Annotated in this window: 21 protein-coding genes; 14 read left to right on the top strand and 7 right to left on the bottom strand. The window is 66.5% G+C overall.

What is annotated here, in order from left to right; genetic code table 11:
• Positions 1–26: 26 nt before the first annotated feature.
• The 3 genes from lptC to kdsD are packed head-to-tail and all read right to left on the bottom strand — an operon-like array spanning position 27 to position 2,169.
• Positions 27–629, bottom strand: a complete 603-nt coding sequence (lptC, locus tag WJ542_RS01445) for an LPS export ABC transporter periplasmic protein LptC (RefSeq protein ID WP_411187198.1) — start codon at positions 627–629, stop codon at positions 27–29.
• Positions 626–1,186: a KdsC family phosphatase gene (locus tag WJ542_RS01440; RefSeq protein WP_411187196.1), complete on the bottom strand. Its 561-nt coding sequence runs from the start codon at positions 1,184–1,186 to the stop codon at positions 626–628. Before WJ542_RS01440 ends, lptC begins: the two co-directional genes overlap by 4 nt.
• Positions 1,186–2,169 (bottom strand): arabinose 5-phosphate isomerase KdsD, encoded by a 984-nt coding sequence (kdsD, locus tag WJ542_RS01435; RefSeq protein WP_411187194.1) that lies wholly within the window; start codon positions 2,167–2,169, stop codon positions 1,186–1,188. Before kdsD ends, WJ542_RS01440 begins: the two co-directional genes overlap by 1 nt.
• Positions 2,170–2,411: 242 nt before the next feature.
• Here kdsD and WJ542_RS01430 point away from each other — a divergent pair, with 242 nt between their 5' ends.
• From WJ542_RS01430 to purU, 5 genes are all read left to right on the top strand, one after another.
• A complete protein-coding gene (locus WJ542_RS01430) occupies positions 2,412–4,418 on the top strand; it encodes a monovalent cation:proton antiporter family protein (protein ID WP_411187192.1) in 2,007 nt (668 codons plus the stop codon).
• An 88-nt stretch (positions 4,419–4,506) separates the two neighbouring features.
• Positions 4,507–5,073 carry an adenine phosphoribosyltransferase gene (locus WJ542_RS01425; protein WP_411187190.1) on the top strand — a complete coding sequence of 189 codons (567 nt, stop codon included), beginning with the start codon at positions 4,507–4,509 and terminating at the stop codon, positions 5,071–5,073.
• 24 nt (positions 5,074–5,097) lie between these two features.
• On the top strand, positions 5,098–5,712 hold the full coding sequence (locus tag WJ542_RS01420; RefSeq protein WP_411187188.1) for a LysE family translocator: 615 nt from the start codon (positions 5,098–5,100) through the stop codon (positions 5,710–5,712).
• Positions 5,713–5,718: 6 nt separating this feature from the next.
• Positions 5,719–6,588 (top strand): NUDIX hydrolase, encoded by an 870-nt coding sequence (locus tag WJ542_RS01415; RefSeq protein ID WP_411187186.1) that lies wholly within the window; start codon positions 5,719–5,721, stop codon positions 6,586–6,588.
• 59 nt (positions 6,589–6,647) lie between these two features.
• The gene (gene purU / locus WJ542_RS01410) at positions 6,648–7,517 is read left to right on the top strand and encodes a formyltetrahydrofolate deformylase (RefSeq protein WP_411187184.1); all 870 of its coding nucleotides are present in this window, start codon (positions 6,648–6,650) and stop codon (positions 7,515–7,517) included.
• A gap of 74 nt (positions 7,518–7,591) precedes the next feature.
• Here purU and WJ542_RS01405 read toward each other — a convergent pair whose 3' ends face one another.
• Both WJ542_RS01405 and uvrA read right to left on the bottom strand, forming a co-directional pair.
• Positions 7,592–8,677: an AI-2E family transporter gene (locus tag WJ542_RS01405; RefSeq protein ID WP_411187182.1), complete on the bottom strand. Its 1,086-nt coding sequence runs from the start codon at positions 8,675–8,677 to the stop codon at positions 7,592–7,594.
• A gap of 140 nt (positions 8,678–8,817) precedes the next feature.
• Positions 8,818–11,721, bottom strand: coding sequence for an excinuclease ABC subunit UvrA (gene uvrA / locus WJ542_RS01400; protein ID WP_411187180.1), 2,904 nt, complete (start codon positions 11,719–11,721; stop codon positions 8,818–8,820).
• A 250-nt stretch (positions 11,722–11,971) separates the two neighbouring features.
• Here uvrA and WJ542_RS01395 point away from each other — a divergent pair, with 250 nt between their 5' ends.
• The 6 genes from WJ542_RS01395 to WJ542_RS01370 all read left to right on the top strand — a co-directional run bounded on the left by WJ542_RS01395 (position 11,972) and on the right by WJ542_RS01370 (position 20,251).
• The gene (locus tag WJ542_RS01395; protein WP_411190449.1) at positions 11,972–13,129 is read left to right on the top strand and encodes an MFS transporter; all 1,158 of its coding nucleotides are present in this window, start codon (positions 11,972–11,974) and stop codon (positions 13,127–13,129) included.
• A 106-nt stretch (positions 13,130–13,235) separates the two neighbouring features.
• The gene (locus WJ542_RS01390; protein ID WP_411187178.1) at positions 13,236–13,763 is read left to right on the top strand and encodes a single-stranded DNA-binding protein; all 528 of its coding nucleotides are present in this window, start codon (positions 13,236–13,238) and stop codon (positions 13,761–13,763) included.
• Positions 13,764–13,961: 198 nt separating this feature from the next.
• Entirely contained in the window at positions 13,962–14,624 is a 663-nt protein-coding gene (locus WJ542_RS01385; RefSeq protein ID WP_411187176.1) for a helix-turn-helix transcriptional regulator, read from the top strand.
• On the top strand, positions 14,621–15,592 hold the full coding sequence (locus WJ542_RS01380; RefSeq protein ID WP_411187174.1) for a threo-3-hydroxy-L-aspartate ammonia-lyase: 972 nt from the start codon (positions 14,621–14,623) through the stop codon (positions 15,590–15,592). The genes WJ542_RS01385 and WJ542_RS01380 overlap by 4 nt, the downstream gene beginning before the upstream one ends.
• Before the next feature lie 178 nt (positions 15,593–15,770).
• A complete protein-coding gene (locus tag WJ542_RS01375; protein WP_411187172.1) occupies positions 15,771–16,502 on the top strand; it encodes an aquaporin in 732 nt (243 codons plus the stop codon).
• Positions 16,503–16,534: 32 nt separating this feature from the next.
• Positions 16,535–20,251 (top strand): ATP-binding protein, encoded by a 3,717-nt coding sequence (locus WJ542_RS01370; RefSeq protein ID WP_411187170.1) that lies wholly within the window; start codon positions 16,535–16,537, stop codon positions 20,249–20,251.
• A 178-nt stretch (positions 20,252–20,429) separates the two neighbouring features.
• On the opposite strand, the gene WJ542_RS01365 is transcribed toward WJ542_RS01370, so the two are convergent.
• On the bottom strand, positions 20,430–21,374 hold the full coding sequence (locus tag WJ542_RS01365; RefSeq protein WP_411187168.1) for a LysR family transcriptional regulator: 945 nt from the start codon (positions 21,372–21,374) through the stop codon (positions 20,430–20,432).
• Between the two features lie 484 nt (positions 21,375–21,858).
• Here WJ542_RS01365 and WJ542_RS01360 point away from each other — a divergent pair, with 484 nt between their 5' ends.
• The 3 genes from WJ542_RS01360 to WJ542_RS01350 all read left to right on the top strand — a co-directional run bounded on the left by WJ542_RS01360 (position 21,859) and on the right by WJ542_RS01350 (position 24,610).
• Positions 21,859–22,980 carry a porin gene (locus WJ542_RS01360; protein ID WP_411187166.1) on the top strand — a complete coding sequence of 374 codons (1,122 nt, stop codon included), beginning with the start codon at positions 21,859–21,861 and terminating at the stop codon, positions 22,978–22,980.
• Positions 22,981–23,154: 174 nt separating this feature from the next.
• Positions 23,155–23,589 carry a CHRD domain-containing protein gene (locus tag WJ542_RS01355; protein WP_411187164.1) on the top strand — a complete coding sequence of 145 codons (435 nt, stop codon included), beginning with the start codon at positions 23,155–23,157 and terminating at the stop codon, positions 23,587–23,589.
• Between the two features lie 55 nt (positions 23,590–23,644).
• Positions 23,645–24,610: an alpha/beta hydrolase gene (locus WJ542_RS01350; RefSeq protein WP_411187162.1), complete on the top strand. Its 966-nt coding sequence runs from the start codon at positions 23,645–23,647 to the stop codon at positions 24,608–24,610.
• Here WJ542_RS01350 and WJ542_RS01345 read toward each other — a convergent pair.
• Entirely contained in the window at positions 24,580–25,449 is an 870-nt protein-coding gene (locus WJ542_RS01345; RefSeq protein WP_411187160.1) for an EcsC family protein, read from the bottom strand. The two genes, WJ542_RS01350 and WJ542_RS01345, sit on opposite strands and share 31 nt — an antisense overlap.
• Between the last annotated feature and the right edge of the window lie 81 nt (positions 25,450–25,530).

Below are 25,530 nucleotides of genomic sequence, written 5' to 3'. Positions count from 1 at the left end.
CACGCCTGGATTGGACGGCCCGGGGTTCAGGACGAGCCGCCGGAGTCAGCCGGAGCGATCGCGCCACGGACATTGCCGTAGAGCTTGATGACCCGGGTGACGTTGTTGTAGTTCATGCCGTTGGTGGCCGTCATGACCGACTGGCCGCGACGAAGTTTAACCGGCTTTTCGGTCAGGATCACATCGTCGTTCACGATCACGTGGAAATGTTCGGAATCCGCCTGCATCTCGGGGTCGCCGTAGCCGGCCGCGCGCAGGATGCGCGCGTGGTCGTACAAATCGATGATCGAGGCGTCGCTGTTCACCGTGCCGCGCAGGCCCGTAGCGGTGACGATCGGCTTGTCGGGCTGGAACGCCCGCACGGCCGGCAGCGTCAGGTCGCTGTTCTCGTCGTCCTCGTAATGGACCATGTGCGTCGCGGTGAGGCGGTACTGCGTCGCGCCGGACTGGTCGAGCTCGGACACCGAGAAGTTGTCGGCGAAATAGTCGGGCGTATGCGTGAGCGCGCGCGGCGCCTCTTCCTTCTCGTGCGGCTTGACGGCCTGCAGCAGCCACCACGTGAAGAGCGCAAGCGCCGCCACGCAGACGACCGGCACGAGCGAGGTGAGACTGAACTTCTGCGGGTTCATCGGGGCTCCGCGGCATGCGGCGCGCAGGCGGCCGCAAGCATCGCATCGTAGCGGTTCTGCGCGCGCAGGATCAGATCGGTGACCTCGCGCACGGCGCCGTGGCCGCCGCGTGCGGTGGTGACATAGTGAGCGCGCGTGAGCACCTCGGCGTGCGAGTTGGCGGGCGCCGCGGCGAAGCCGCACTGGAGCATCACGGCGAGATCGGGCCAGTCGTCGCCCATGTAGCCGCACTGTCCGGGCGTCATGCCCGTTTCGGCCAGCAGCTGCGCGAACGCGACGCGCTTGTCTTCCACGCCCTGATACAGATGCGTGATGCGCAGTTCCTTCGCGCGCACCGCCACGATTTCCGAGCGGCGTCCCGTGATGATCGCCGTGTCGAGTCCGGCCTCGCGCAGGAGCTTCGCGCCGTGGCCGTCGAGCGAGTTGAACGCCTTCATGGTGTCGCCCGCGCCCGTGAACAGGAGGCCGCCGTCGGTCAGCACGCCGTCGACGTCGAAAATCATCAGACGCACGCGCGCCGCGCGCGCACTCGCGTCGAGTTCGGAGAGAGCCGCCATCAGATCACCTTCTTGGAGAACAGGTCGTGCATGTTGAGCGCGCCGATCAGCTTGCCGGACGCGTCGGCCACCAGCAACTGATTGATGCGGTGGCGCTCCATGAGTTCCACGGCTTCGACCGCCAGATGGTCGGGGCCGATCGTGCGCGGGCCTCGCGTCATGACCGAAGTGATCGGCAGATCGCGGAAGTCGCCCGCGCGCTCCAGCACGCGGCGCAGGTCGCCGTCGGTGAAGATGCCCGTCACGCGCTGGTCCGCGTCGACGATGGCCGTCATGCCCATGCGCATGGCCGTGAGCTGGAACAGGGCGTCGCGCACCGTGGCGCTTTCGGGCACGGTCGGCATCTGTTCGCCCGTGCGCATCACGTCGCGCACGTAGGTGAGCAGGCGCCGGCCGAGCGCGCCGCCCGGATGCGAGCGCGCGAAGTCGTCGGCACCGAAGCCGCGTGCGTCGAGCACCGCGACCGCGAGCGCGTCGCCGAGCGCCAGCGCCGCCGTCGTGCTGGCGGTGGGCGCGAGGTTCAGCGAACAGGCTTCCTTTTCCACGCCCGCGTACAGATGGACGTCGGAGAGTTGCGCGAGCGTGGAGCCCGGGCGCCCCGTCATGGCGATGAGCTTCGCGCCGATGCGCTTCACGAGCGGCAGGATCGCGACCAGCTCTTCCGATTCGCCGGAGTTCGAGAGGGCCACGAATACGTCTTCGGCCGTGACCATGCCGAGGTCGCCGTGACTGGCTTCGGCGGGGTGGACGAAGAAGGCGGGGGTGCCCGTGGAGGCCAGCGTGGCGGCCAGCTTGCGGGCAATGTGCCCCGATTTGCCGATGCCGGAAACCACCACACGGCCACGGCAGCCAAGAATGAGATCGAGCGCGCCGACGAAGCTGTCGTCGAGCCGGTCGCGAAGCCCGCGCACGGCGTCAGCTTCGATGTCGAGCACGTCGCGAGCGAGCTTCAGCGCCCGGTCGCCATTGATTTTCGCTATCATTCGCGGAGTATAGCAAAGGCGTCTGCCCGCCGCGCCGGTACGCCCAGCCGGCAAGCCCCGGGCGGCCCTGCCGCCGGGCGCCTCGCGCGACCGTCGCGCCAACCTCACGGTGCTCCCTCGCAGCACTATCCATTCGCCCCGCTTTGCGCCGATCATGGACCGACCCGGCGCGGGCCCGATGCACCCGCCGGTTTCGCCGGTCGAACACGCTGTACACGCCACGCACGAGGACGCTTCACACGATGATCTCCCCGCTGGAAATGACGTTGTTCCTGCTGCTCGCCTCGGTGGTCGGCGTCGTGCTGTTCCGTTATCTGAACCTGCCGCCGATGCTCGGCTATCTGAGCGTGGGCATCCTCGTCGGGCCGCGCTCGCTCGGCATCGTGCCGGACACGCACGGCGCGCAGAATCTCGCCGAATTCGGCGTGGTGTTCCTGATGTTCTCGATCGGGCTGGAGTTCTCGCTCTCGAAGCTGCGGGCGATGCGCCGCGCGGTGTTCGGCCTCGGGCTTTCGCAGGTGCTCGGAACCATCGCCGTCGCGCTCCTCGTCGGGCTCGCGCTCGAACACTGGGTGCATATCACCTGGCAGGCCTGCGTGGCGCTGGGCGGCGCGCTCGCCATGTCGTCCACGGCCATCGTCAGCAAGATGCTCGCGGAGCGGCTCGAGATCGAAGCGGAGCACGGCCGCAACATTCTCGGCGTGCTGCTGTTCCAGGATCTGGCCGTCGTGCCGCTGCTTATCGTGATCGCGGCGTTCGGCGGCGATTCGAAGTCGCTCGTGGAGTCGCTCGGCCTCGCCGCGCTCAAGATCGTGTTCGCGCTCGGGCTCCTGCTCATCGTCGGGCAGAAGTTCATGACGCGCTGGTTCAACGTCGTGGCGCGCCGCCGCTCGCAGGAGCTGTTCGTGCTGAACGTGCTGCTCGTCACGCTCGGCGCCGCGTTCATCACCGACAAGTTCGGCCTCTCGCTCGCGCTCGGCGCCTTCATCGCCGGCATGCTGATCGCCGAAACGCCGTACAAGCATCAGGTGGAAGAGGACATCAAGCCGTTTCGCGACGTGCTGCTCGGGCTCTTCTTCGTGACGACCGGCATGCTGCTCAATCCGCACGTGATCTGGCAGCACCCGTTGATGGTGCTGGCCTTCCTGATCGGCCCGGTGGTCCTCAAGGCCGTCATGATCACGGCGCTCACGCGCCTCTTCGGGGCGTCGCCGGGCGTGGCGATGCGCACGGGCCTCGGGCTCGCGCAGGCCGGCGAATTCGGCTTCGTGCTGCTGAACCTCATTCTCGACAAGCATCTCGTCGATCCCACGCTCCTGCAGGCGATCCTCGCCGCGATGCTGCTGTCGATGCTCGCCGCGCCGTTCCTGATCCAGAACGCCGACCGCATCGTGCTGCGCCTGTCCTCGACCGAATGGATGCAGCAGTCGCTGATGATGACGCGCATCGCGACGCAGAGCCTCAAGCAGAGCGGCCACGTCATCGTCTGCGGTTATGGCCGCGCCGGACAGAACCTTGCGCGCATGCTCGAAAACGAAGGCCTGTCGTACGTCGCACTCGACCTTGACCCCGACCGCGTGGCGGCCGCGGCTGCGGCGGGCGAGTCGGTGGTGTTCGGCGACGCGGCGCGGCGCGAGTCGCTCGTCGCCGCGGGTATCCACCGCGCGGCGGCCGTGGCGATCACCTATGCGAACACGCCGTCGGCGTTTCGCGTGCTGCATCACATCCACGAGCTGGAGCCGACGCTGCCCGTGATCGTGCGCACGGTCGACGACGCCGATCTCGAACGCCTGCTGGCCGCCGGCGCGACCGAGGTGATTCCGGAGATCGTCGAGGGCAGCCTGATGCTCGCCTCCCACATGCTGGTGCTGATGGGCGTGCCGATGCGGCGCGTGGTGCGCCGCGTGGAGGAGTTGCGCGACGAGCGCTACAGCCTCCTGCGCGGCTACTTCCACGGCACGGACGATGTGGGCGAGGACGGTCACGAGCAGGTGCGGCTACAATCCGTACCGGTCGACGAGCGCGCCGACGCCGTGGGCCGCACGCTCGCCGAGCTGGGGCTTGCCGAGATCGGCGTCGAGGTGACGGCGATCCGCCGGCACGGGATTCGCGGCGTCGAGCCCGATCCGTCGACGAAGCTGCGCGAGAACGATATCGTCGTGCTGCGCGGCCTGCCCGAGCAACTGGCCGAGGCCGAGGAGCGGCTGTCGCGGCACCGCAGGGCCGGCGCCGGCGCTACGGCGGTCTGAGCGCAGCCGGTGGCCGGAGTTATCCGGCCCCAAAACCGTATCGCCTGTTTTTCACGCCTGATCATTCCTGAGACTACCCGGAGAAATCATGTCCAACGCACCTGCGAACGCGCCCGCCGAAACCGCGCAGTTCGTGAAGAACCTGATCCGCACGGTGCCCGACTGGCCTCAGCCGGGAGTGCAGTTTCGCGATATCACGCCGCTCATCGGCGACGCGAAGGGCCTGCGGGTCCTGATCGATCTCTTCGTGGAGCGCTATGTGGACGCGAAGCTCGACTACATCGCGGGCCTCGACGCGCGCGGCTTCATCATCGGGCCGATCGTCGCCTATGAACTGGGTGTGGGCTTCGTGCCGATCCGCAAGATCGGCAAGCTGCCGTACAAGACGGTTTCCGAGACCTACACGCTCGAATACGGCACGGCGACCGTCGAGATCCACGAGGACGCCTGCGGCAAGGGCGACCGCGTGGTGATCGTGGACGACCTGATCGCCACCGGCGGCACGATGCTGGCGGGCAAGCTGCTGCTGGAGCGCCTTGGCGCAACGGTCGTGGAAGGCGCGGCGATCATCGACCTGCCGGACCTGGGCGGCTCGAAGCTGCTCGCCGATGCGGGCCTGCAGCTCTATACCGTGACGTCCTTTGGCGGCCACTGATCACTGATCGCGGAAACTGATCCCATGCCCAATTTCGCCCTGTTTCTCGCGACCTCGATCGCCATTACCTTCGCGCCCGGCCCGGACAACCTCCAGGTGCTCGCGCGCGGCATCTCGCAGGGCCGCGCCGCGGGCCTCGTCGCCGCGCTCGGCTTTGCCGCGGGCATCACGTTCCACACCACGCTTGCCGCGCTTGGCATTGCCGCCGTGCTGCGCTCGTCCCCCGTGGCGTTCCAGATTCTCAAGCTCGCGGGCGCCGCGTACCTGATCTGGATCGGCATCAAGGCGCTGCGCAGCCAGGGTCTCGCCGCCGCGGGCGACCGTCCGCGCCAGCCGCTCTCAACGGTTTTCCGCCAGAGCGTGCTCGGCAACATGATGAATCCGAAGGTCACGCTCTTTTTCGTCGTGTTCCTGCCGCAGTTCGTCGATCCGCACGGCGCGCAGGCCGTGACGCTGCAGATGCTCGAACTGGGCCTGCTGTTCATGCTGCAGACCGTTGTGGTGTTCTCGGTCTTCGGCCTGTGCGCCGGCACCATCGGCGGCTGGCTCAAGCGCCGGCCGCGCGCGGGCGTATGGCTCGACCGCCTCGCGGGCGTCACGTTCATCGCCATCGGCATCCGTGTCGCGCTGCGTGACTGATACGCCATGACCTTGCCCTGCATCAGCGCCGCACGCCGCTTCGACGCGAGCGCCCATTTGCCGTTCTGGATCGGCGCGGAACGCGTCGGCTGGATCCGCCTGCCCGATGCCCGGTTGCTGGCCCGCTGGCCCGACGTCTTCGAAGTCGACGGTGTACGCGTGACCTTGTCCGCGAAATTCGACAACCCGACGGCGCGCAGCGCGGCGCTCGGCGCCGTGATCGGCGCGCTGGCCGCCGAAGGCCGCATTCCGGGCTGGCGCGACGAGACCTACGCGATCCGCAACACCTTCGACGCGCCGCCGCTCGCGTACATCGAACGCGCCGCGTCGCGCTTCTTCGGGACGATGACGTACGCGGTGCACCTGAACGGCGTCGTAGAATACGCCGGGTCGTCGTCGGGGTCGTCGTCACCCGGCGCGCCGCAGCTCTGGATCGCGCGCCGCAGCGACACCAAGGCCACCGACCCCGGCATGCTCGACAACGTGGTGGCGGGCGGCATCGGCTGGGGCTTCGGGATCGAGGCCACGATCGTCAAGGAGTGCTGGGAAGAGGCGGGCATCGAGGCGGCGCTCGCCTCGCGCGCCGTTCCGGGCCGCACGGCCCACGTGTTGCAGTCCTTGCCCGAGGGCACCCAGGCCGAGCAGATCTTCATCTACGATCTCGCGCTGCCCGAGGATTTCGTTCCGCACAATCAGGATGGCGAAGTGGGCGAGCACCGTCTCGCGCGCATCGACGAAACGGCGCGCTGGATCGAGGAAGGCGTAATGACCGTGGATGCGAGCCTCGCGACGCTCGACTGCCTGCTGCGACGCCGCTGGATCGACGAAGACGCGTGCGTGGGCATTGCCGCGATCTTCGAACCGCCGATGCTGTGAAAGGGCTCGGTTCTTTAGGCATCAGCCCTGCTGAAGATTTGAAGGGAGTTACCAAGGTCATGTCGACCGATCACAGCTTTATTCTGAAACTGTCGTGCGCCGACCGGCCCGGCATCGTTCACGCCGTCTCGGGCTTCCTGTTCGAGCGCGGCAGCAACATTCTCGATTCGGCGCAGTTCGGCGACAGCCACACGGGCGAGTTCTTCATGCGCGTCCACTTCCAGCAGGTGGGCGGCGATCCCGGGCTCGACGGCTTGCGCGAAGTCTTCGCGCCGCTCGCGCAGGAGTTCGGCATGCGCTGGGAGCTGCACGACGCGAGCGTGAAGCCGCGCGTCGTCATCATGGTGTCGAAGATCGGCCACTGTCTGAACGATCTGCTGTTCCGCTACCGCACGGGGCAACTGTCGATCGAGATCCCTGCGATCATCTCGAATCACAAGGACTTCTATCAGCTCGCGGCGAGCTACAACGTTCCGTTCCATCATTTCCCGCTGCTGAACGCCACGGACGAAGGCAAGGCCGCGCAGGAAGCGCGCGTGCTGGAAGTGGTGAAGAACGAGCGCGCCGACCTCGTGGTGCTCGCGCGCTACATGCAGATTCTCTCGCCGCAGTTGTGCGACGCACTGGAAGGCCGCGCGATCAACATCCATCACTCGTTCCTGCCGAGCTTCAAGGGCGCGAAGCCATATTACCAGGCGTTCGACCGCGGCGTGAAGCTGATTGGCGCGACGGCGCACTACGTGACGAGCCATCTGGACGAAGGCCCGATCATCGAGCAGGAAGTGGAGCGCGTGGATCACAGCATGACGCCGGACCAGCTCTCGGCGATCGGCCGCGACGTGGAGTGCGTCACGCTCGCTCGCGCGGTGAAGTGGCATACGGAGCATCGCATCGTGCTCAATGGGCACAAGACGGTGGTGTTCCGTTAAGCTTTTGCGGCGCGCACAGGCGTAAAAAAAGCCGGCTAACCTGCAAGGGAGCCGGTTTTTTGTTGCGCGTGCCGCTAAACCAGCCGCAGATAGATCAGTTCGCGCTTGATATACGCGTAGAAGATGGGCGCGGCGATCACGCCCTGGATGCCGAACGCCGCTTCCATCACGAGCATCGCGACGAGCAGCTCCCACGTGCGCGCCTCGATTTGCCCACCGACGATGCGCGCGTTCAGGAAGTATTCGAGCTTGTGGATCACGATCAGGAACACGAGCGCGGTGACGGCGGCGGGCAGGCTCACGGTCAGCGCGATGGCAACGATCAGCGTGTTCGAGATCAGGTTGCCGATCACCGGCAAAAGACCCACCACGAAGGTCACCACGACCAGCATCTTCGCGAGCGGCAGCGGCGCGTGGAAGATCGGCAGCGCTAGCAGCAGGAAGAGGGCGGTGAACACGGTGTTGATGGCCGAAATCTTCACCTGCGCGAAGACGATGCGGCGAAACGCGTCGGAGAAGCGGGCGACGCGCGTGACGAACGCCGTGGAGAGCGGCAGGCGCTGCGCATTCTTCTGCGCGCCGATGGCGATGATGGCGCCGATGATCATGCCGATCACGATACGCCCGAAGATGCGCGCCGCGTTCTTGCCGCCCTGCTGGATCTGGTTGGCATGCTCGTGCATGAGCGAGAACGCTTTGACCTTCATCTGGTCCACGTCCACGGGCAGGTAGGCGGCGACGGCCTCGGGTATGCGGCCGCGCGCCTGGTCGACGAAGGCCATCATCTGGCCCATGACTTTCTGCACGCTCGGCACGTCGTCCTCGAAGTGCTCGATAACGCCGACGATAAGGCCCGTCAACGTGCCCACGATCACGATCGACAGCAGCACCACGGCTGCCCAGCGAGCCCGGTGGCTCGACATGCGCCGTTCGATGAGCGGCGAGATCGTATGGACGAGCTGGAACACGAGCGCACCCGCGAGCAGTGCGCCGAGCAGGTTCAGTTGCAGGACTGCCCACATGCCGACAACGGCCGCGATGTAGCTGCCTGTCTCCACGGCGGAGAGCTTCGGCAGGCTCATGTCGCTCGTCAGCCTGACCGGACGCGGCCTGAGGTCGCGCACCGGTTTGTCGTCGGTGGCTTCGTTGCGCTTGACCATAAATTCGGTGTACCCGTTTGCCGATCCATGGGAAACGCGCGGTTTCCCTGTCGCGCGGTTTTCCCGTCGATCTACTGCTTCGTTCTTGCTGCCCGCGCGCGCTTTCCTGCGCGTTTCCCCCGGGCGACCCCGTTGTCGTGCTACCGGCCGGCCGATGCCGTTGCCGCGTCCGCCTGGCGCTTGAGGAGCGGCGCCAGATAGCGGCCCGTGAAGCTCGCTTTCGACTTCGCCACCTGCTCGGGCGTGCCCTGGGCGACGATCTGGCCGCCGCCCGCGCCGCCCTCGGGGCCCATGTCCACGACCCAGTCGGCGGTTTTGATGACATCGAGATTATGCTCGATGATCACCACCGTGTTGCCCTGGTCGCGGAGCCGGTGGATCACCTCCAGCAGCAGGGCGATGTCGTGGAAGTGCAGGCCCGTGGTCGGCTCGTCGAGTATATACAGCGTGCGGCCGGTGTCGCGCTTGGAAAGTTCCAGCGAGAGCTTCACGCGCTGCGCCTCGCCGCCCGAGAGCGTGGTGGCCGACTGGCCGAGCCGGATGTAACCGAGGCCCACGTCCAGCAGCGTCTTGAGCTTGCGGGCCACCACCGGCACCGCCTTGAAGAACTCGTAGGCGGCCTCGACCGTCATGTCGAGCACTTCGCTGATGTTCCTGCCCTTGTACAGGATCTCCAGCGTCTCGCGGTTGTAGCGCTTGCCGTGGCAGACGTCGCAGGGCACGTAGACGTCGGGCAGGAAGTGCATTTCCACCTTCAGCACGCCGTCGCCCTGGCAGCTTTCGCAGCGGCCGCCCTTCACGTTGAACGAGAAGCGGCCCGACTCGTAGCCGCGCTCCTTGGCCGCCGGCACGCCCGCGAACAGTTCGCGGATCGGCGTGAAGAGGCCCGTGTAGGTGGCCGGGTTCGAGCGCGGCGTGCGGCCGATCGGCGACTGGTCGACGTTGATCACCTTGTCGAAGTGCTCCATGCCCTCGATCGCCTCGAACGGCGCCGGTTCCGCCGACGAACCGTACAGATGCTGCGAGACCGCGTGGTAGAGCGTGTCGTTGATGAGCGTGGACTTGCCCGAGCCCGAAACGCCCGTCACGCAGGTGAGCAAGCCCACCGGCAGGTCGAGCGTCACGCGCTTGAGGTTGTTGCCGTAGGCTTCCACGATGCGCAGGCGCCGCTCGTCGGCCTCCTTGCGCTCGTCGGGGTACTCGATGCGGCGCGTGCCGCTCAGGTACTGGCCCGTCATCGAAGCCGGGTCGTGCTCCACCTCTCCCGGCGTGCCTTGCGCAATCACCATCCCGCCGTGCTCGCCCGCGCCCGGCCCCATGTCGACGACGTAGTCGGCCATGCGGATCATGTCCTCGTCGTGCTCGACGACGATCACCGAGTTGCCGAGGTCGCGCAGGTGCTTGAGCGTGGCGATGAGGCGGTCGTTGTCGCGCTGGTGAAGGCCGATCGACGGTTCGTCGAGGACGTACATCACGCCGGTGAGGCCCGAGCCGATCTGCGAGGCGAGGCGGATGCGCTGCGCCTCGCCGCCCGAGAGCGTTTCGGCGCTGCGTTCGAGCGACAGATAGTCGAGGCCCACGTTGTTGAGGAACATGAGGCGCGCGACGATCTCCTTGACGACCTTGTCGGCGATCTCGCGCTTCGCGCCTTCGAGCCGCAGCGTCTGGAAGTAGCCGAGCGCGTCGCGCAACGGCCAGCCGCTCACTTCATAGATGGCGCGTGCATCCTCGTTCGAGCCCGCATTTGAACCAATACGGACGAAACGCGCTTCCCGGCGCAGGCGCGTGCCCTCGCAATGCGGGCAGGGCTGATTGTTCTGGTACTTTGCGAGCTCTTCGCGCACGGCCACGGAGTCGGTTTCGCGGTAGCGGCGTTCGAGGTTCGGGATGATGCCTTCGAATACGTGCTCGCGCACCGAGGTGCGCCCGCGCTCGTTGATGTACGAGAACGGGATTTCTTGCTTGCCCGAGCCGTAGAGCAGGATCTTGCGCACCTTCTCGGGCAGGTCTTCGAACGCCGTGTCGATATCGAAGTCGTAGAACGCCGCAAGGCTCTGCAGCATCTGGAAGTAGAACTGGTTGCGCCGGTCCCAGCCCTTCACGGCGCCTGCCGCGAGCGAGAGCGAGGGGTGCGCCACGACGCGCTTCGGGTCGAAGAACGTGATCTGGCCGAGGCCGTCGCACTCGGGGCAGGCGCCCATCGGGTTGTTGAACGAGAAGAGGCGCGGCTCCAGCTCGGGAATCGAGTACGAGCAGATCGGGCAGGCGAACTTCGAGCTGAACAGGTGCTCCTTGTCCGTGTCCATTTCGAGCGCGATCGCGCGGCCTTCGGCGAGGCGCAGCGCCGTCTCGAACGATTCGGCGAGGCGCTGCTTCATGTCGGGCCGCACCTTCAGCCGGTCCACCACCACGTCGATCGTGTGGCGCTCGCTCTTCTTGAGCTTCGGCAGCGACTCCACCTCGTAGATCTTCGCCTCGCCTTCGTTGGCCGTGCCGCCGCCCGAGCGTACGCGAAAGCGCACGAAGCCCTGGGCCTGCATGTCGTCGAAGAGTTCGGCGTGCTCGCCCTTGCGGTCCACGACCACGGGCGCGAGGATCATGAGCCGGGTTTCCTCGGGCAAGGAGAGCGCGGCGTCCACCATCTGCGAGACGCTTTGCGCCTCCAGCGGAATCTCGTGATCGGGGCAGTACGGCGTGCCCACGCGCGCATAGAGCAGACGCAGGTAGTCGTGGATTTCCGTGACCGTGCCGACCGTGGAGCGCGGATTGTGCGAAGTCGCTTTCTGCTCGATGGAAATGGCCGGCGACAGACCCTCGATCAGGTCGACGTCGGGCTTTTCCATCAATTGCAGGAACTGGCGGGCGTAGGCAGAGAGGCTCTCCACGTAGCGCCGCTGGCCTTCCGCATAAAGGGTGTCGAACGCCAGCGACGACTTGCCCGAGCCCGAAAGCCCGGTGATCACCACGAGCTGGTGGCGCGGCAGGTCCAGATTGACGTTCTTCAGGTTGTGGGTTCGGGCCCCACGGATACGGATTTGTTCCATGAACCTGCGGGAGAAGGGGAGGCTAAACCTGCTACTATAACGACTTTTCCAGACCGCCGTTACGGCTTGCCGACGGTCTTCGCGGGCCTTCGAAGCGACAACCGAAGGGGCAACCGCGGAGGTTTCGGGAGCGTCGCGCGGCCGTGGGCGCGCTGCGCAATGCGGCGGCGCCGCACCAGCACGCGCGGGCAGCGACGGCCCAATCAGAACACGTTCCCCGATGTCCAATCCGTCCGCCACCTCTACCCGCATGAGCGCGCCCGAACGGCGCGCAACCCTGTCGCTCGCCTCGATCTTCGCGCTGCGCATGCTGGGCCTCTTCATGATCATGCCGGTGTTTTCGGTCTACGCGAAAACGATCCCCGGCGGCGACAACGTGCTGCTCGTCGGCATTGCGCTCGGTGCGTACGGCGTCACGCAGTCGCTCCTGTACATCTTCTACGGCTGGCTTTCCGACAAGCTGGGCCGCAAGCCCGTGATCGTCGCCGGCCTCGTGATCTTCGCCGTCGGCAGCTTCGTGGCGGCCGGCGCGCACGACATCGCATGGATCATCGTCGGCCGGGTGATCCAGGGCATGGGCGCGATTTCCTCCGCCGTGCTCGCGTTCATCGCCGACCTCACGGCCGAGGAGCACCGCACCAAGGCCATGGCGATGGTGGGCGGCTCGATCGGCATGTCGTTCGCCGTGGCGATCGTGGGCGCGCCGATCGTGTATCAGTGGGTGGGCATGAGCGGGCTCTTCGCGCTCGTCGGCGTGTTCTCGATCCTCGCGGTGGGCGTGGTGCTGTGGGTGGTGCCCAATGCGCCGAAGCCCGTGCACGTGCGCGCACCGTTCGCCGAGGTGCTGCACAACGTGGAGCTGCTGCGCCTGAACTTCGGCGTGCTCGTGCTGCACGCCACGCAGACGGCGCTCTTTCTCGTCGTGCCGCGCCTGCTGGTGGATGCGGGGCTGCCGGTCGCCTCGCACTGGAAGATCTATCTGCCGGTGATGGGCCTCTCGTTCGTGCTCATGGTTCCGGCCATCATTGCGGCTGAAAAACGGGGCAAGATGAAGGCCGTGCTGCTCTCGGCCATTGGGCTTATCCTGATCGGCCAACTGTTGCTCGGCTCGCTGACGCATACCATTATGGTTGTGGCAGCCGTGCTGTTCGTGTACTTCCTCGGGTTCAATATTCTGGAGGCGTCGCAGCCGTCGCTCGTCTCGAAGCTTGCGCCGGGCGCGCGCAAGGGCGCGGCCACGGGCGTCTACAACACCACGCAGTCGATCGGTCTTGCGCTCGGCGGCGTGGTGGGCGGGTGGCTCCTCAAGCACGACGGGGCGAGCGCCGTGTTCTACACGTGCTCTGGGCTCGTGTTGTGCTGGCTTATAATCGCGGCCAATATGAAGGCGCCGGTCAAACGCGCCTGACATCGGTCGAACAGTTTTTGCGGAGGCGGCCTGCACGCGGCGATGGCGGTTGCCCGCACGCGCGCCGCGCGGCCGCTTCTCGCAACGGAATCAACAGGAGAAATTCATGGCATCCGTGAACAAGGTCATTCTCGTCGGCAATCTCGGCGCCGATCCGGAAGTGCGCTATCTGCCGAGCGGCGATGCCGTGGCGAACATCCGTCTCGCTACGACCGACCGGTACAAGGACAAGGCCTCGGGCGAATTCAAGGAAATGACCGAGTGGCACCGCGTGTCGTTCTTCGGGCGCCTCGCCGAGATCGTCTCGGAGTACCTCAAGAAGGGCTCGTCGGTGTACATCGAGGGCCGCATCCGCACGCGCAAATGGCAGGCGCAGGACGGCACGGACCGCTATTCGACCGAAATCGTCGCGGACCAGATGCAGATGCTGGGCGGCCGCAGCGGCGGCGCCTCGATGGGCGGCGACATGGGCGACGACGGCGGCTATAGCCGCCAGCCGGCCGAACAGCCGCGCGGCGGCGGCCGCGCTTCGGGCGGCGGCGCTTCGCGCCCGAGCGGCGGCGGTGGTGGCGGCCGTCCGAGCGCGCCGGCTGGCGGCGGCTTCGACGAAATGGACGACGATATTCCGTTCTGAAGGGAAGCAGCCGGGCCAGGCCTTCCGGCAACAGACTCCCGGCCCCGGATTCGCGCTTGCAGGCACGCCTGCGCAGTGTGGAATCTGGGGCTTTTCTTTTTCATATCCATCCGCCGGGAACGGGTTTTCCGCACACCTCTTCGCAGCACACGTCGTCCCGAAATTGACATTTTGTCGTAAATAGTCAAAATGTCATTCATGACGAAATCGAAACACACAGATCCGCACGCAAGCGAAAACGCGCTCCTCCTGCGCGAGGGCCGCAAGATCGTCGAGGCGCTTGGCCAGACGCTCGCGCCGCTTGTCGAGGTCGTGCTGCATGACCTCACGAGGCCGGAGCATTCGGTCGTGGCGATCGCGAACAATCTCTCGGGCCGTCAGGTCGGCGATGCCGTCACCGAGATGGGGCTCGCGCGCATCACCAACCCCGGCTTTCCCGAGGTCGTGCCCAACTATCCGAATGCGTTTCCCGACGGCCGTCCGGTCAAGAGCACGTCGATCGGCCTGAAGAACAGCGCTGGCGAGTACGTCGCCGCGCTCTGCCTGAACATGGACGTGTCCCTGCTCGGCGCGGTCACGGCGGGTCTCGGGCAATTGATGCGCACCGACGCCGCCGCGCCCGTGCCCGAAACGCTCTGGCCGCGCACGGGCGACGACGTGCGCGCCGCGCTCGAGCGCTTCGCCGCGGCGCGCAACACCACGCCCATCGGCATGACGCTGGCGCAGCGCCGCGCAGCCGTGCGCGAACTGGCCGAAAGCGGCCTTCTCAACCTGCGCCACGCTCACGCCGAGGTGGCGCGTACACTGGGCGTCGCCCGTTCGACCGTCTACACCTATTTGCCCACGGAAGACCGATCATGAGCACCTTGCCGATTTCCTTCGAAGACGTCGCCGCCGCGCACGAGCGCATTCGCGGCATTGCGCACCGCACGCCGGTGCTGACCTCGCGCACGGCCAACGAGCGCGTCGGCGCGGAGCTCTTCTTCAAGTGCGAAAGTTTCCAGCGCATGGGCGCGTTCAAGTTTCGCGGCGCCTACAACGCCATCGCGCAGTTCACGCCCGAGCAGAAGGCGGGCGGCGTCATCACGTTCTCGTCGGGCAACCATGCGCAGGCGATCGCGCTGTCGGCGAAGCTGCTTGGCGTGAAGGCCGTGATCGTGATGCCGAACGACGCGCCCGCCATCAAGGTCGAAGCGACGCGCGGCTACGGCGGCGAAGTCATTTTTTACGACCGCTACACCGAGGACCGCGAGGCGCTCGGCAAGCGGCTCGCGGCGGAGCGCGGCCTCACGCTGATTCCGCCGTACGACCATCCGCACGTGATGGCTGGCCAGGGCACGGCCGCGAAGGAACTCTTCGAAGAGGCGGGCGCGCTCGACATGCTGTTCGTGCCGCTCGGCGGCGGCGGCCTGCTGTCGGGCTGCGCGACGGCGGCGCACGCGCTGGCGCCCGCCTGCACGGTGATCGGCGTGGAGCCCGAGGCCGGCAACGACGGCCAGCGCAGCCTGCAGAGCGGCTCGATCGTCCATATCGACACGCCGAAGACGCTCGCCGATGGCGCGCAGACGCAGCATCTCGGTCAGTACACCTTCGCAGTGATCCGCGAGCGCGTGGCCGAGATCGTCACGGTGAGCGATGCCGAACTTGTCGAGACGATGAAGTTTTTCGCGAGCCGCATGAAGATCGTCGTCGAGCCGACGGGCTGTCTCGCGGCGGCAGCGGTGTTTGCGCAGAAACTTGACGTACGCGGCAAGCGTGTGGGGATCGTCGTGTCGGGCGGTAACGTCGATCTGCTGCGCTTTGCGGAGCTGGTCGGCGCACCGGCATAAGCCAAGATCGTTGCACTCATCGATCCGTTGTCTCCTCGTGTCTTTTAAGACTTGTCCTATCCGATGACGGACAGGCGCTCACGATAATTCCAGACTCAGTGAGTGAATTGTCGTACGTCGTCACGCGAGCAGCGCGATTCCTGCCGGCCGGGGCGGCGCGTGAAGCGGAGACGGAACGATGAAGCTCGGTATGCGGTTGGCGGTGGAAGGCGCCGGGACGGCGTGGCTCGTATTCGCGGGCTGCTCGAGTGTGGCGCTCAATGCCAGTATGCCTGCTCAGGGCTGGAGCATATTCGAGATGGCGGCGTCATTCGGGCTGGCGCTTGCGGTTGCCAGTTTCGCCGCAGGCCATGGGGCCGGTGCCCATTTCAATCCCGCTGTCACTGTAGGCTACACCGTCGCGCGGCGTTTTCCCGTGCGCGACCTGGCGCCCTACATCGCGGCACAGACAGCCGGTGCGATCGCCGGCGCGGCTTTGCTCGCATGGGTCGCCGGCGGGCGGCCGGGGTTTGCGCTTTCCGTTTCGGAGTTCGGCGCCAACGGCTACGACGAACATTCGCCCTGCGACTACGCGTTCGGCGCGGTGCTCATGGTGGAGTGCGTTCTGACGTTCATGTTCGTCTCGATGCACCTGCTCATGTCGGCTTCGCCCGAGCGGCGCAGATCGGCGCCCGTGGCGCTGGGTATCGCGCTCACGGTGATCTATCTCATCGGCATTCCCGTCAGCAACGGCGGCATCAATCCGGCGCGCTCGAGCGGCCCGGCGTTGTTCGTCGGCGACTGGGCGCTCGACCAGCTCTGGCTCTTCTGGGCCGCGCCGATGGCGGGAGCGATCGGCGCGGGGCTGTGCCATCGTTACGCGCGGATACGGCGTGCGGCGGCGCGGCAACCCGGTGACGCAGAAGCCTGACCCACACCGCGCAGATGAAAGCGCTCGCGCGCATGTCCGGCTACGCTCTGGCGGCTGTGTACTCGCGTCGCGCGTTCCTGGTCTTCGCTGCGCTGATGCTCGCGGTGGCGCTCGCGCCTGGCGCCGCGCGGGCGGGTGCTTCGGCCGGCGAGGCGAGTGCGCCGCCTGCCGTCTCCATGGCGGGCGAGACGCCGTCATTTCCCTCGAAGCTGATCGTCGGCGTCGTTGCCGGCGGCTGGCCGCCGCTCGACGTGCTCGACGGCGGCACGCTCACCGGCTTCAGCGCCGACTATCTGCGTCTTGCCGTCGGCGCCCGCGTGACGCTCGAACCGCGTATTTATCACGACATGCCTGCCTTGCTTGCCGGGGCCTGCGCCGGCGAGGTCGACGTGATCATGAGTCTTGCGCGCTCGCCGCTGCGAGAGCGGTGTCTCGCGTTCACGGCGCCGTATCTGAGCGGCTCGACCGTCTTCGTCACGCATGAGGGCAACGAGGGGGTTGTCACGGCGGCGCGGCAACTCGGTCACGCGCGTCTCGCGGTCGAGCGAGGGTATGCGCTGGAGCCGGTCCTGCGCGAACGTTTTCCGCTCGCCGACATTCGTTCCTATGGCAGCACGGATGAGGCGCTGCGGGCCGTCGCCACAGGCACGGCGGACGTCTATGCGGGCTTCGCTCCGGTCGTGCGCTACCGGCTTTCACTCGACGCTTTCCGGATGCTGCGCATTGCCTGCACGGAGCGCCTGCGTCTGCGCGATCTGCGCTTCGCCGTACCCGCTTCGAAGGGCGCTCTGCGCGACCGGCTGAACATGGCGCTGGCCAGCGTGCGTCCCGCCGCCGCGAGCGGCGTACGCGCGCGCTGGCTCGACGGCGCGGCCGGACCGATGCCCGCAGCGCCCACGTTCACGCTTACCCGTGCCGAGCGCGCGTGGCTGCGCGCGCTGCCGCCGTTGAAAGTCGGTGTCGACGCCGACTGGCCGCCGTTCAGCTTCATCGGCGGCGCGCAGCGCCCGGAAGGCATTGCGAATGACTATCTCGACTACCTGCGCAGCACGCTCGGCGTGGTGTTCGAGCGCGTGCCGGTCTCCATCTGGGTGCGCGCCGCCGAGCCGTTTCGCCACGGCGACCTCGCGTTGCTCGCGACTTCCTTGCATGACGAAGTCGCCGGCGCAAACGCGGTGTCGACGCAACCGCTGGAGCGTTATCCGCTCGTGCTCGTGGGCCGTCGCGACGAGCCGATGGCACGCGGTGTAGACGACTTCTCGGGGCGTCGCATCGTGTTCGCGCCGCACACCCCCGGTCTCGCCCAACTCGCCGCCGACCCGCCCGCCGTGAGCACCCTGCGCGCGGCAAGCGTCGAAGCCGCGCTCTGGATGGTGGCTCACGACCAGGCGGACGTGGCGATCGGCAATGCGGCGGCGCTCGACGTGCCGCTCAGCCGTCAGTACGCCGGATCGCTCAAGGTGCTCGGCACGCTCGCCGTCGACGATGCTGTGGGCTTCGCCGTGCGCCGCGACCTGGCGCCGCTCGCGGCGCTCATCGACCGCTCGCTCGCGGCGATGCCGCCTGACGAGCGCCAGCAGATCCGCAACCGCTGGACGACGGGCGCCGCGGGCCATACCCAGCGCTGGAGCGTCAACGCGCTGCGGCTGTTGCCATTCGTGATCGCCTTCGGGGTGGTGCTGCTGGTCACGCTGCGCGCCTACGTTCTGCTTCAGCGCGAGGTGCGCCGCCGCCGCCGCGTCGAGCAAACCATCGCGCGCGCACGCGATCTCGCCGAGGCGGGATCGCGCGCGAAGGACGATTTCCTCGCGATGATGAGCCACGAGATCCGCACGCCGATGAACGGCGTGCTTGGCCTCGTGGAGGTGCTCGAGCGCACGCCGCTCGACGCCGACCAGACTCGGATGATCGACATGGTGCATGAGTCGGCAGGGGCGCTGCTTCAGATACTCGACGATCTGCTCGATTATTCGAAGATCCAGGCTGGGCGGCTCGTTATCGTCAGCGAGCCGTTCGAGGTGCGCGCGCTCGTCGACAACGCGGTCGGCCTGCTGGCGCAGCGTGCGCACGAGAAGGGCCTGACGATGCGCGTGGACGTCGGCTCCGAGGTGGCCGCGAGGCTGCGCGGCGACAGCGTGAGGTTGCGCCAGATCCTCTTTAACCTGCTGAGCAATGCGATCAAGTTCACGCCGGCGGGCGAGGTGAGCGTGAGCGTATCGGCCGTGCAGCCCGTCGGCGCGGCGGCCTCGTCGCCGGCATGCCAGCGTCTGGTGATGGTGGTTGCTGATACGGGCATCGGCATTGCTCAGGATGCCCAGGCGAAATTGTTCGAGCCGTTCACGCAGGCGGAGTCGTCGACGACGCGCCGCTTCGGCGGTACGGGGCTCGGTCTGACCATCTGCCGCCGGCTGGCGGCGCTCATGGGCGGCGCGCTCGATCTGGAAAGCGAACCGGGGCGCGGGACGGCACTCACGCTGCAGATCGAGCTGCCGATCGAAGCACGGTCGGCGCATGCGAACGGACTGCTCGGCAAGCGCGCGCTGGTCCTTTGCGACGATGCGCGCGTGGCGGTTGCGCTGACTCACTTCGGCACGTCGCTAGGCATGCGCATGACGTGCCTGCCAGGCGACGTGCGCGGCGAATTTCCGGCACGGAGCCTGGCTTCGTTCGTGGACTCGATCGATCTGGTTCTTGCCTCCGACTCGTACGTATCCGATTTGCCCAGGCTTGGCGCGCCCGTCATCCGCCTGACCGGCAAGCCGAAGCCCACTGGCTACCGTATCGCGGAGAACGGCGTGCGCGTGAGCGTGAACCCGCTCTCGTGGCGCGGGCTGAGCGCTGCCTGCGCGGTGGCGCTGGCGGGACTGCCGGCTGTCCCTGCGCATCCTGCGAGCGGCGCCGAAGCGGCCCTCGCCGCGCCCGAGCGCGAAAGGGAGCATGCGGCGGGCCGACTGATACTCGTTGCGGAAGATCATCCCGTGAATCAGGAGTTGATTCGCCATCAACTGGCGCTGCTCGGCTTTGCCTGCGATGTCGTCAACGACGGCGCCGAGGCGCTCGCGGCGATGAAGGAGAACCGCTATGGCTGCCTGATTACCGATTGCCATATGCCGAATGTATCTGGCTACGATCTGGCGCGGCGGGTACGGGAGATCGAGCGCGAGCGGAGCGACGGCCACCGTCTGCCGATTCTTGCCATCACGGCGAACACGGCGCCGGAAAACCTCCAGTTGTGCCACGCCGCGGGCATGGACGACTGCCTTGTCAAGCCGACGCGGTTGGAGACGCTGCGCGAGCGCCTTGCAGGCTGGTTCGGCGCCGGGGGGGCGCACCGCCTGCTGGACGAAAGCGCCGCGGTCACGCCGCGCGCCAACCCGGCGGCCGTTGCGTCTGCCGGCACGCGCGATTCCGGACCGCTCGATCTGACGCGCATGATTCAGGTATGGGGCAGCGAGGCGACCGTCAAGGCGCTGCTGGGGTCGTTCGTTTCGGCAGTGCGCGACGATCTGGACGCGCTGTCGCCGCTGCTCGAACAGGTTGAAATTGCGCGCATGCGCGAATGGCATCATCGCCTTGCCGGTGCGGTGGGCGTGCTTCACTATCCGGCGCTGCTCGCGCTCCTCGAGACCTACCGTCGCCACATGGATACCCACAGGCCGGCGCAACTGCGCGAAGAGGGACTCGCGCTGGTTCGCACCTGCCGCGCCATGCTGGACGATATCGAGAAGCAAGCCGCTTTGCTGACCTGAACGGCCGGTTTGCCGGGGATGGCCGTCGGCGGCGACGAAGAGCGACGCCAAGGGGCAAAAAAAACGCGGCCGAAGCCGCGTTCAAAGTTGGAGACCCTTCGGTGAAGAGTCACTTCTCGCAATGGTTAGCGTAGTCACTATCCCGAAAAAGATCGAGGCAAAAACGATCAATTGATTGTTACGGGAAATGCCGGGAATCTTGGGCGGCGGGCGCGGCCGAGGCGGGCTGGCCGCGGAACCAGTCGACGGTGAAGTCGACGAACGAGCGTGTCTTTGCCGGGACATGACGGCGGCCGGGGTAGACGAGCGAGAGTTCCTTGTCGGCATCGCGAATTTCGTAACCGGCAAAGACGCGCACCACGGCGCCGCTCGCGAGGTCGGCTTCCACCTGATCCGAGGAAAGGATGGCAATGCCCATGCCCGCCAGTACGGCATGGCGTTGCATGACTGCGTCGTTGACCGCGTAGGTGGGCTCGACCTGGATCACTTCGCAGGTGCCCTCCGGCGTTTCGAACTGCCAATCGTTGCCGTGGATGTCCGCGGAGGGCGCAAGCAGCGTGTGCTGCGCGAGTTCGGCTGGGCACCGCGGGACACCGCGCCGCGCGAGATAGGCGGGCGCGGCCACCGCGATCGGCGCGATCGTCACGAGCGGACGCCGGATCAGCGTACCGCCGCTCACCTGGCGCGGCACGACGATGCCGGCGTCGAATCCCTCCTCGATCAGATCGACGGGCCGGTGCAACAGCGTGAGGCTCACGCGCACCTTCGGGTGGGTTTCGAGAAAGCGCTGCAGGAGCGGCGTGAGGCGATTCAGCGAGAACGATGCGTGCGCCACGATGCGCAAGGTCCCGGACGGTACGGATACGCCGTGCGCAATTTGCGCTTCGACGCGCTCCAGGTCGTCGATCACCTGCCTGCAAGCTTCCGCATACGCCACACCCGCCTCCGTCAGCGACACGCTGCGCGTGTTGCGATTGACAAGACGCGTGTCCAGATGGGTTTCGAGCAGCGCGACATAGCGCGTGACCACCGCGTTCGAGAGATTGAGGCCGGCGGCGGCGCGGCCAAACGAGCCGCATTCGGCGACGCTCAAGAACACGCGCATCGCCTGGAGTTGATTCATCGACTTGGGCCGGAGCGACATCGAATGGAGAACTCTGATGCGCGCGGCGCCAGGCTGCGCGCGGAGAGGCAAGGGTGCGAAGAGATTGCGCAAGACGCCTGCGCTATTCGAGCCAGATAGTACCGACAGGCGATGTGGCCGAGGAATGGGACTCGTCTGAATCGGCGGCTCGTTCCGAAACAGTCGTGTTGGCTTGAGGCAACGCTTTAATGGGATACGGCAGCGCGTTGCTCCGATGGATAAAAACGAGATAGCCCGGGAGCGTTATGCGCCAAGCGAGTCACGGATTGGCTGCAGGGCATTTGATTTATTCAAAAACGCTTTTGCCTCTATGCGCAACGCCTGGCGAGGGAGGCATCCCCCTAAACTTCGGGATGCAAATCAAGGTAGCGCCGTCCTGGCGCGGCAGGGATGAGGCAATGCCGGCACGAACGCCGGTGCCGACATCCAGTTTTGCCCAAGGGCTCAGCATTAAAGGAAGCATATGAAGAAGAAACTGGTTTTCGCGGCCGTAGCCGCAGCATTCGCGTCGGCGTCGTATGCACAAAGCAGCGTGACGCTGTACGGCATCGTCGATGCCGGCATGACCTATACGACCAACGTCAACGGTCACAACAATTTCGCGGCAACGAGCGGCAACCTTCAGGCCACCCGTTGGGGGCTGAGCGGTGCCGAAGATCTTGGCGGCGGCCTGAAGGCGGTCTTCACGCTCGAAAGCGGTTTCGACGTCATGAACGGCCAGCAGAACGGCGGGCTGTTCAATCGTCAGTCGTTCGTCGGCCTGACGCAGAAGGACTCCGGTACGCTCACGCTCGGTCGCCAGTTCGACTCGATGATCGACTACGTTGGCCCGATGACGGCCGTCGGCAGTTGGGGTGGCACCTATACGGCTCACCTGCTCGATAACGACGACTTCAACGGCACGTTCTCGCTCAACAATTCGATCAAGTACGCGAGCCCGAATCTCTCCGGCTTCCAGTTCGGCGGTCTCTATTCGTTCTCGAACCAGGCCGGCGGTTTCGCGAGCAACCGCGCGTACAGCGCCGGTATGAGCTACGAGTACGCTGGCCTGCGCCTCGGTGCGGCCTACACGCAGATCAACGGCGTGGACGGGAACGCCGGCGGCTCGGTGCAGGGCTCGCCCCTCGCCAGCACGTTCGGTGCAGCAATGGGCGGGAGCGACCTGCAACGCAATTGGGGCTTGGGTGCAAGCTATGCCTACGGTCCGATGATCGGTGGCGTCGTGTTCACGCAGTCGCGTCTCGACGGCGCGGCCGGCGGCTCGGTGCGCTTCAACAACCTCGAAGGCAATCTCCACTACAACCTGACGCCGGTCCTCGGCATCGGCGCGATGTACACGTACACGAACGCGAACGGCTCGATGCTCGACGCGAACGGCAGCAATTCGGCGCACTGGCATCAGTTCGCGCTGCAAGCCGACTACGCGCTCTCGAAACGCACCGACGTCTATCTCGAAGGCGTCGGCATGTGGGGCGCCGGCCAGAACGCGGTGGGCATCACGCAGGTTGGCTACCAGAGCGACAGCAACTTCTCGTCGAGCAAGAACCAGGGCATCGTTACCACGGGTATCCGTCATCGCTTCTAACGCGATCCGGGACACACGTCGTAGCATGGAAGAGCGCCGCTTGCGGCGCTTTTTTTCGCTCTCACGCTTTTCCTTGGCGAGGCGGCAACCGACATTGTCACAAAATTTGCTCTAGCATGTGGGGGCGCCGCTTCGGATGGTCGACGCGACGTACCATGACAACGGAGAACTCCCATGCTTGCACTTCGTCCGCTGCAGTTCGCTTTCGCCCTGTGTGTCCTTGCCTCGAGCGCTGCCTTTGCCGACACCGTCGCCCTCAAGGCCAATCTCCAGCCGTCCAGCGAAGTTCCGCCGCGCGTGAGCCACGGCCATGGCGAGCTCGACGCCACGTTCGACACGTCGTCGAAGCAACTGAAATGGACGGTGACTTACGCCGACCTGTCGGGTCCCGTGACGGCCGCTCACTTCCATGGCCCGGCGCCTGTCGGTCAGAACGCGAAGGTGCAGGTGCCGATCGCGAAGTCCGATCTGGCAAGCCCGATGAAGGGATCGGCGAATCTGGACGACAAGCAGGCTGCCGATCTCATGGCGGGCCAGTGGTACTTCAATATCCATACGGAGCAGAATCCGTCCGGGGAGATTCGCGGCCAGGTGTTGCCGTCGAATTGACCGAATCGACGGCGCGCGCCTGCATCGAGGCGGCGCTGCCCGTGGAGGCCGATTGATGAGCTGGCAGAGCAGGCTGGTGTGCTGGTACCTGCGGCGCCACTTCCTGCCCGCCACGCGCGAGCCGATCGACGTCGCTCGCGTGCGAGCGAACACCGCGAAGCGGCTATGGTCGCCACGGCCGCCCCCCGGTTTTCAGTTGCGCGAGCAGTACGCCGCCGGCGATGCGCCTTTGCGTGGCGAGTGGCTCGTGCACGAGGCAGGCGAGCGCCGCGAGGCGCGCACGATCCTCTATCTGCATGGTGGCGGTTACTACTTCTGCTCACCGCAAACGCATCGCTCGATTACCTTCGGCCTCGCGCCGCGCGCCGAAGCCGACGTGTTCTCGCTGGACTATCGCCTCGCTCCCGAACATCCTTTTCCCGCTGCCGTCGACGATGCGCTGGCCGCTTATCGCCAGTTGCTGGCGGCGGGACGCCCGGCGGCATCGATCGTGATCGCGGGGGATTCGGCAGGCGGCGGGCTCGCGCTCGCGACGCTCATTGCGCTGCGCGATGCCGGCGATCCTTTGCCTGCCGGCGCCGTGCTCTATTCGCCGTGGACCGACCTGGCAACGACGGGTGCGTCCTTTCTCGGCAACGACGGACGCGATCCGATGTTCTGCGGCAACGTGTTCGCGCGCGTCGCGCCGCTCTATCTTGGAACGACGAGCGCGACGCATCCTTATGCGTCGCCGGTCTATGCCAACCTGCGCGGCCTGCCGCCGCTCTTCCTGCGGGTGGGCAGCACGGAAACGCTGCTCGACGATACGCTGCGCGTAGCCGACCGTGCGCGGGCCGCCGGCGTTGCAGTGGAGTGCGAGGTCGCCCGCGACCAGCCGCATGTCTGGCCTATCTACGCGCCGTTCATGCCGGAGGCGCGCCGTGCGCTCGACGACACCGCGCGCTTCGTGCGCCGCGTCACGGGCACGGATACTGCCAGCCCGCGCGGGCCTCAGTCGAGCGAGACTTCGGTCGCGTCGTAGGCAGCCTGCACGGCGGCTTCGCCATAGCGCCGTTCGAGCCGCCGGATGGCGAAGTGGCCGTGGGCGACGTGCTGGAAATGATCGATGAATACCGTGTTGACCATCGCGCCCAGCACGGCGCCAATCGCCGGAATCGACTTGGCGGCGACCTGCTCGCTGACCTGTACGGAGAAGCGCGTTGCGATGGTCTGCATGAGCTTGAGCAATGCCGTCGAGCCATGCGCGGCGAAGCCCTTCGTCGCCATCTCCGACGACGCCTTCGACACCGCCTGCGCCAGCGCGCCGCGCACGACGAAATAGCCGAAATCGGCTTCGTCGTCGGCCGCCGAACGGCCGCCCATACCGAATACCGTCAGGCATTGCAACTGCGTGTCGGGGTTGGCGAGGTCCTCGCCCTCGCTGCGCGCGATGTCGCAGATCGAGCGGAACATCAGCGTGGTCGTCACGGGCAACTCCACCGGCAGCGCGAACAGTCCGAACGCGCCGCCGGCCGCGCCGGTGGTGGCGACGGCGAACTTGTGCAGCAGGTTGCTTGGCTTCGCGGCCAGCGCGCCGGGTTCGCCGGACAGGCCATTGCCCCCTTTGCCGAGCGTCTTGAGCGCGATTTGCAGGCATTTGCGCAGCGCGGCCTGGGTCGCTTCGTTGACTTTGTCGCTGGCGAGCGTCGGCAACCGCGCGATCATCTTTTCGATCGGCGCGCCGACGATGGCCGCGAGCTTCATGCCGAGGGGCGGACTTTCGAGCTGATGTTTCGCACGGCGCAGCACCGCCAGATCGGCGTCGGACAGCGTCCCGGCGAGGCCCGCGAGGCTGGCGGTGGTATCGGACTGTGGTCCCATAAATCTCCCGGTGAGAATTGCATGGCCTTGGCGGCGTTCGCCCAGTGTAGAGGATTGCACCGTGCTATGATGGGCAATATT

Origin of the sequence: Paraburkholderia yinzeri (assembly GCF_046581065.1) — a bacterium.
GTDB lineage: Bacteria > Pseudomonadota > Gammaproteobacteria > Burkholderiales > Burkholderiaceae > Paraburkholderia.
This window is presented reverse-complemented; position numbering and strand designations above follow the sequence as displayed.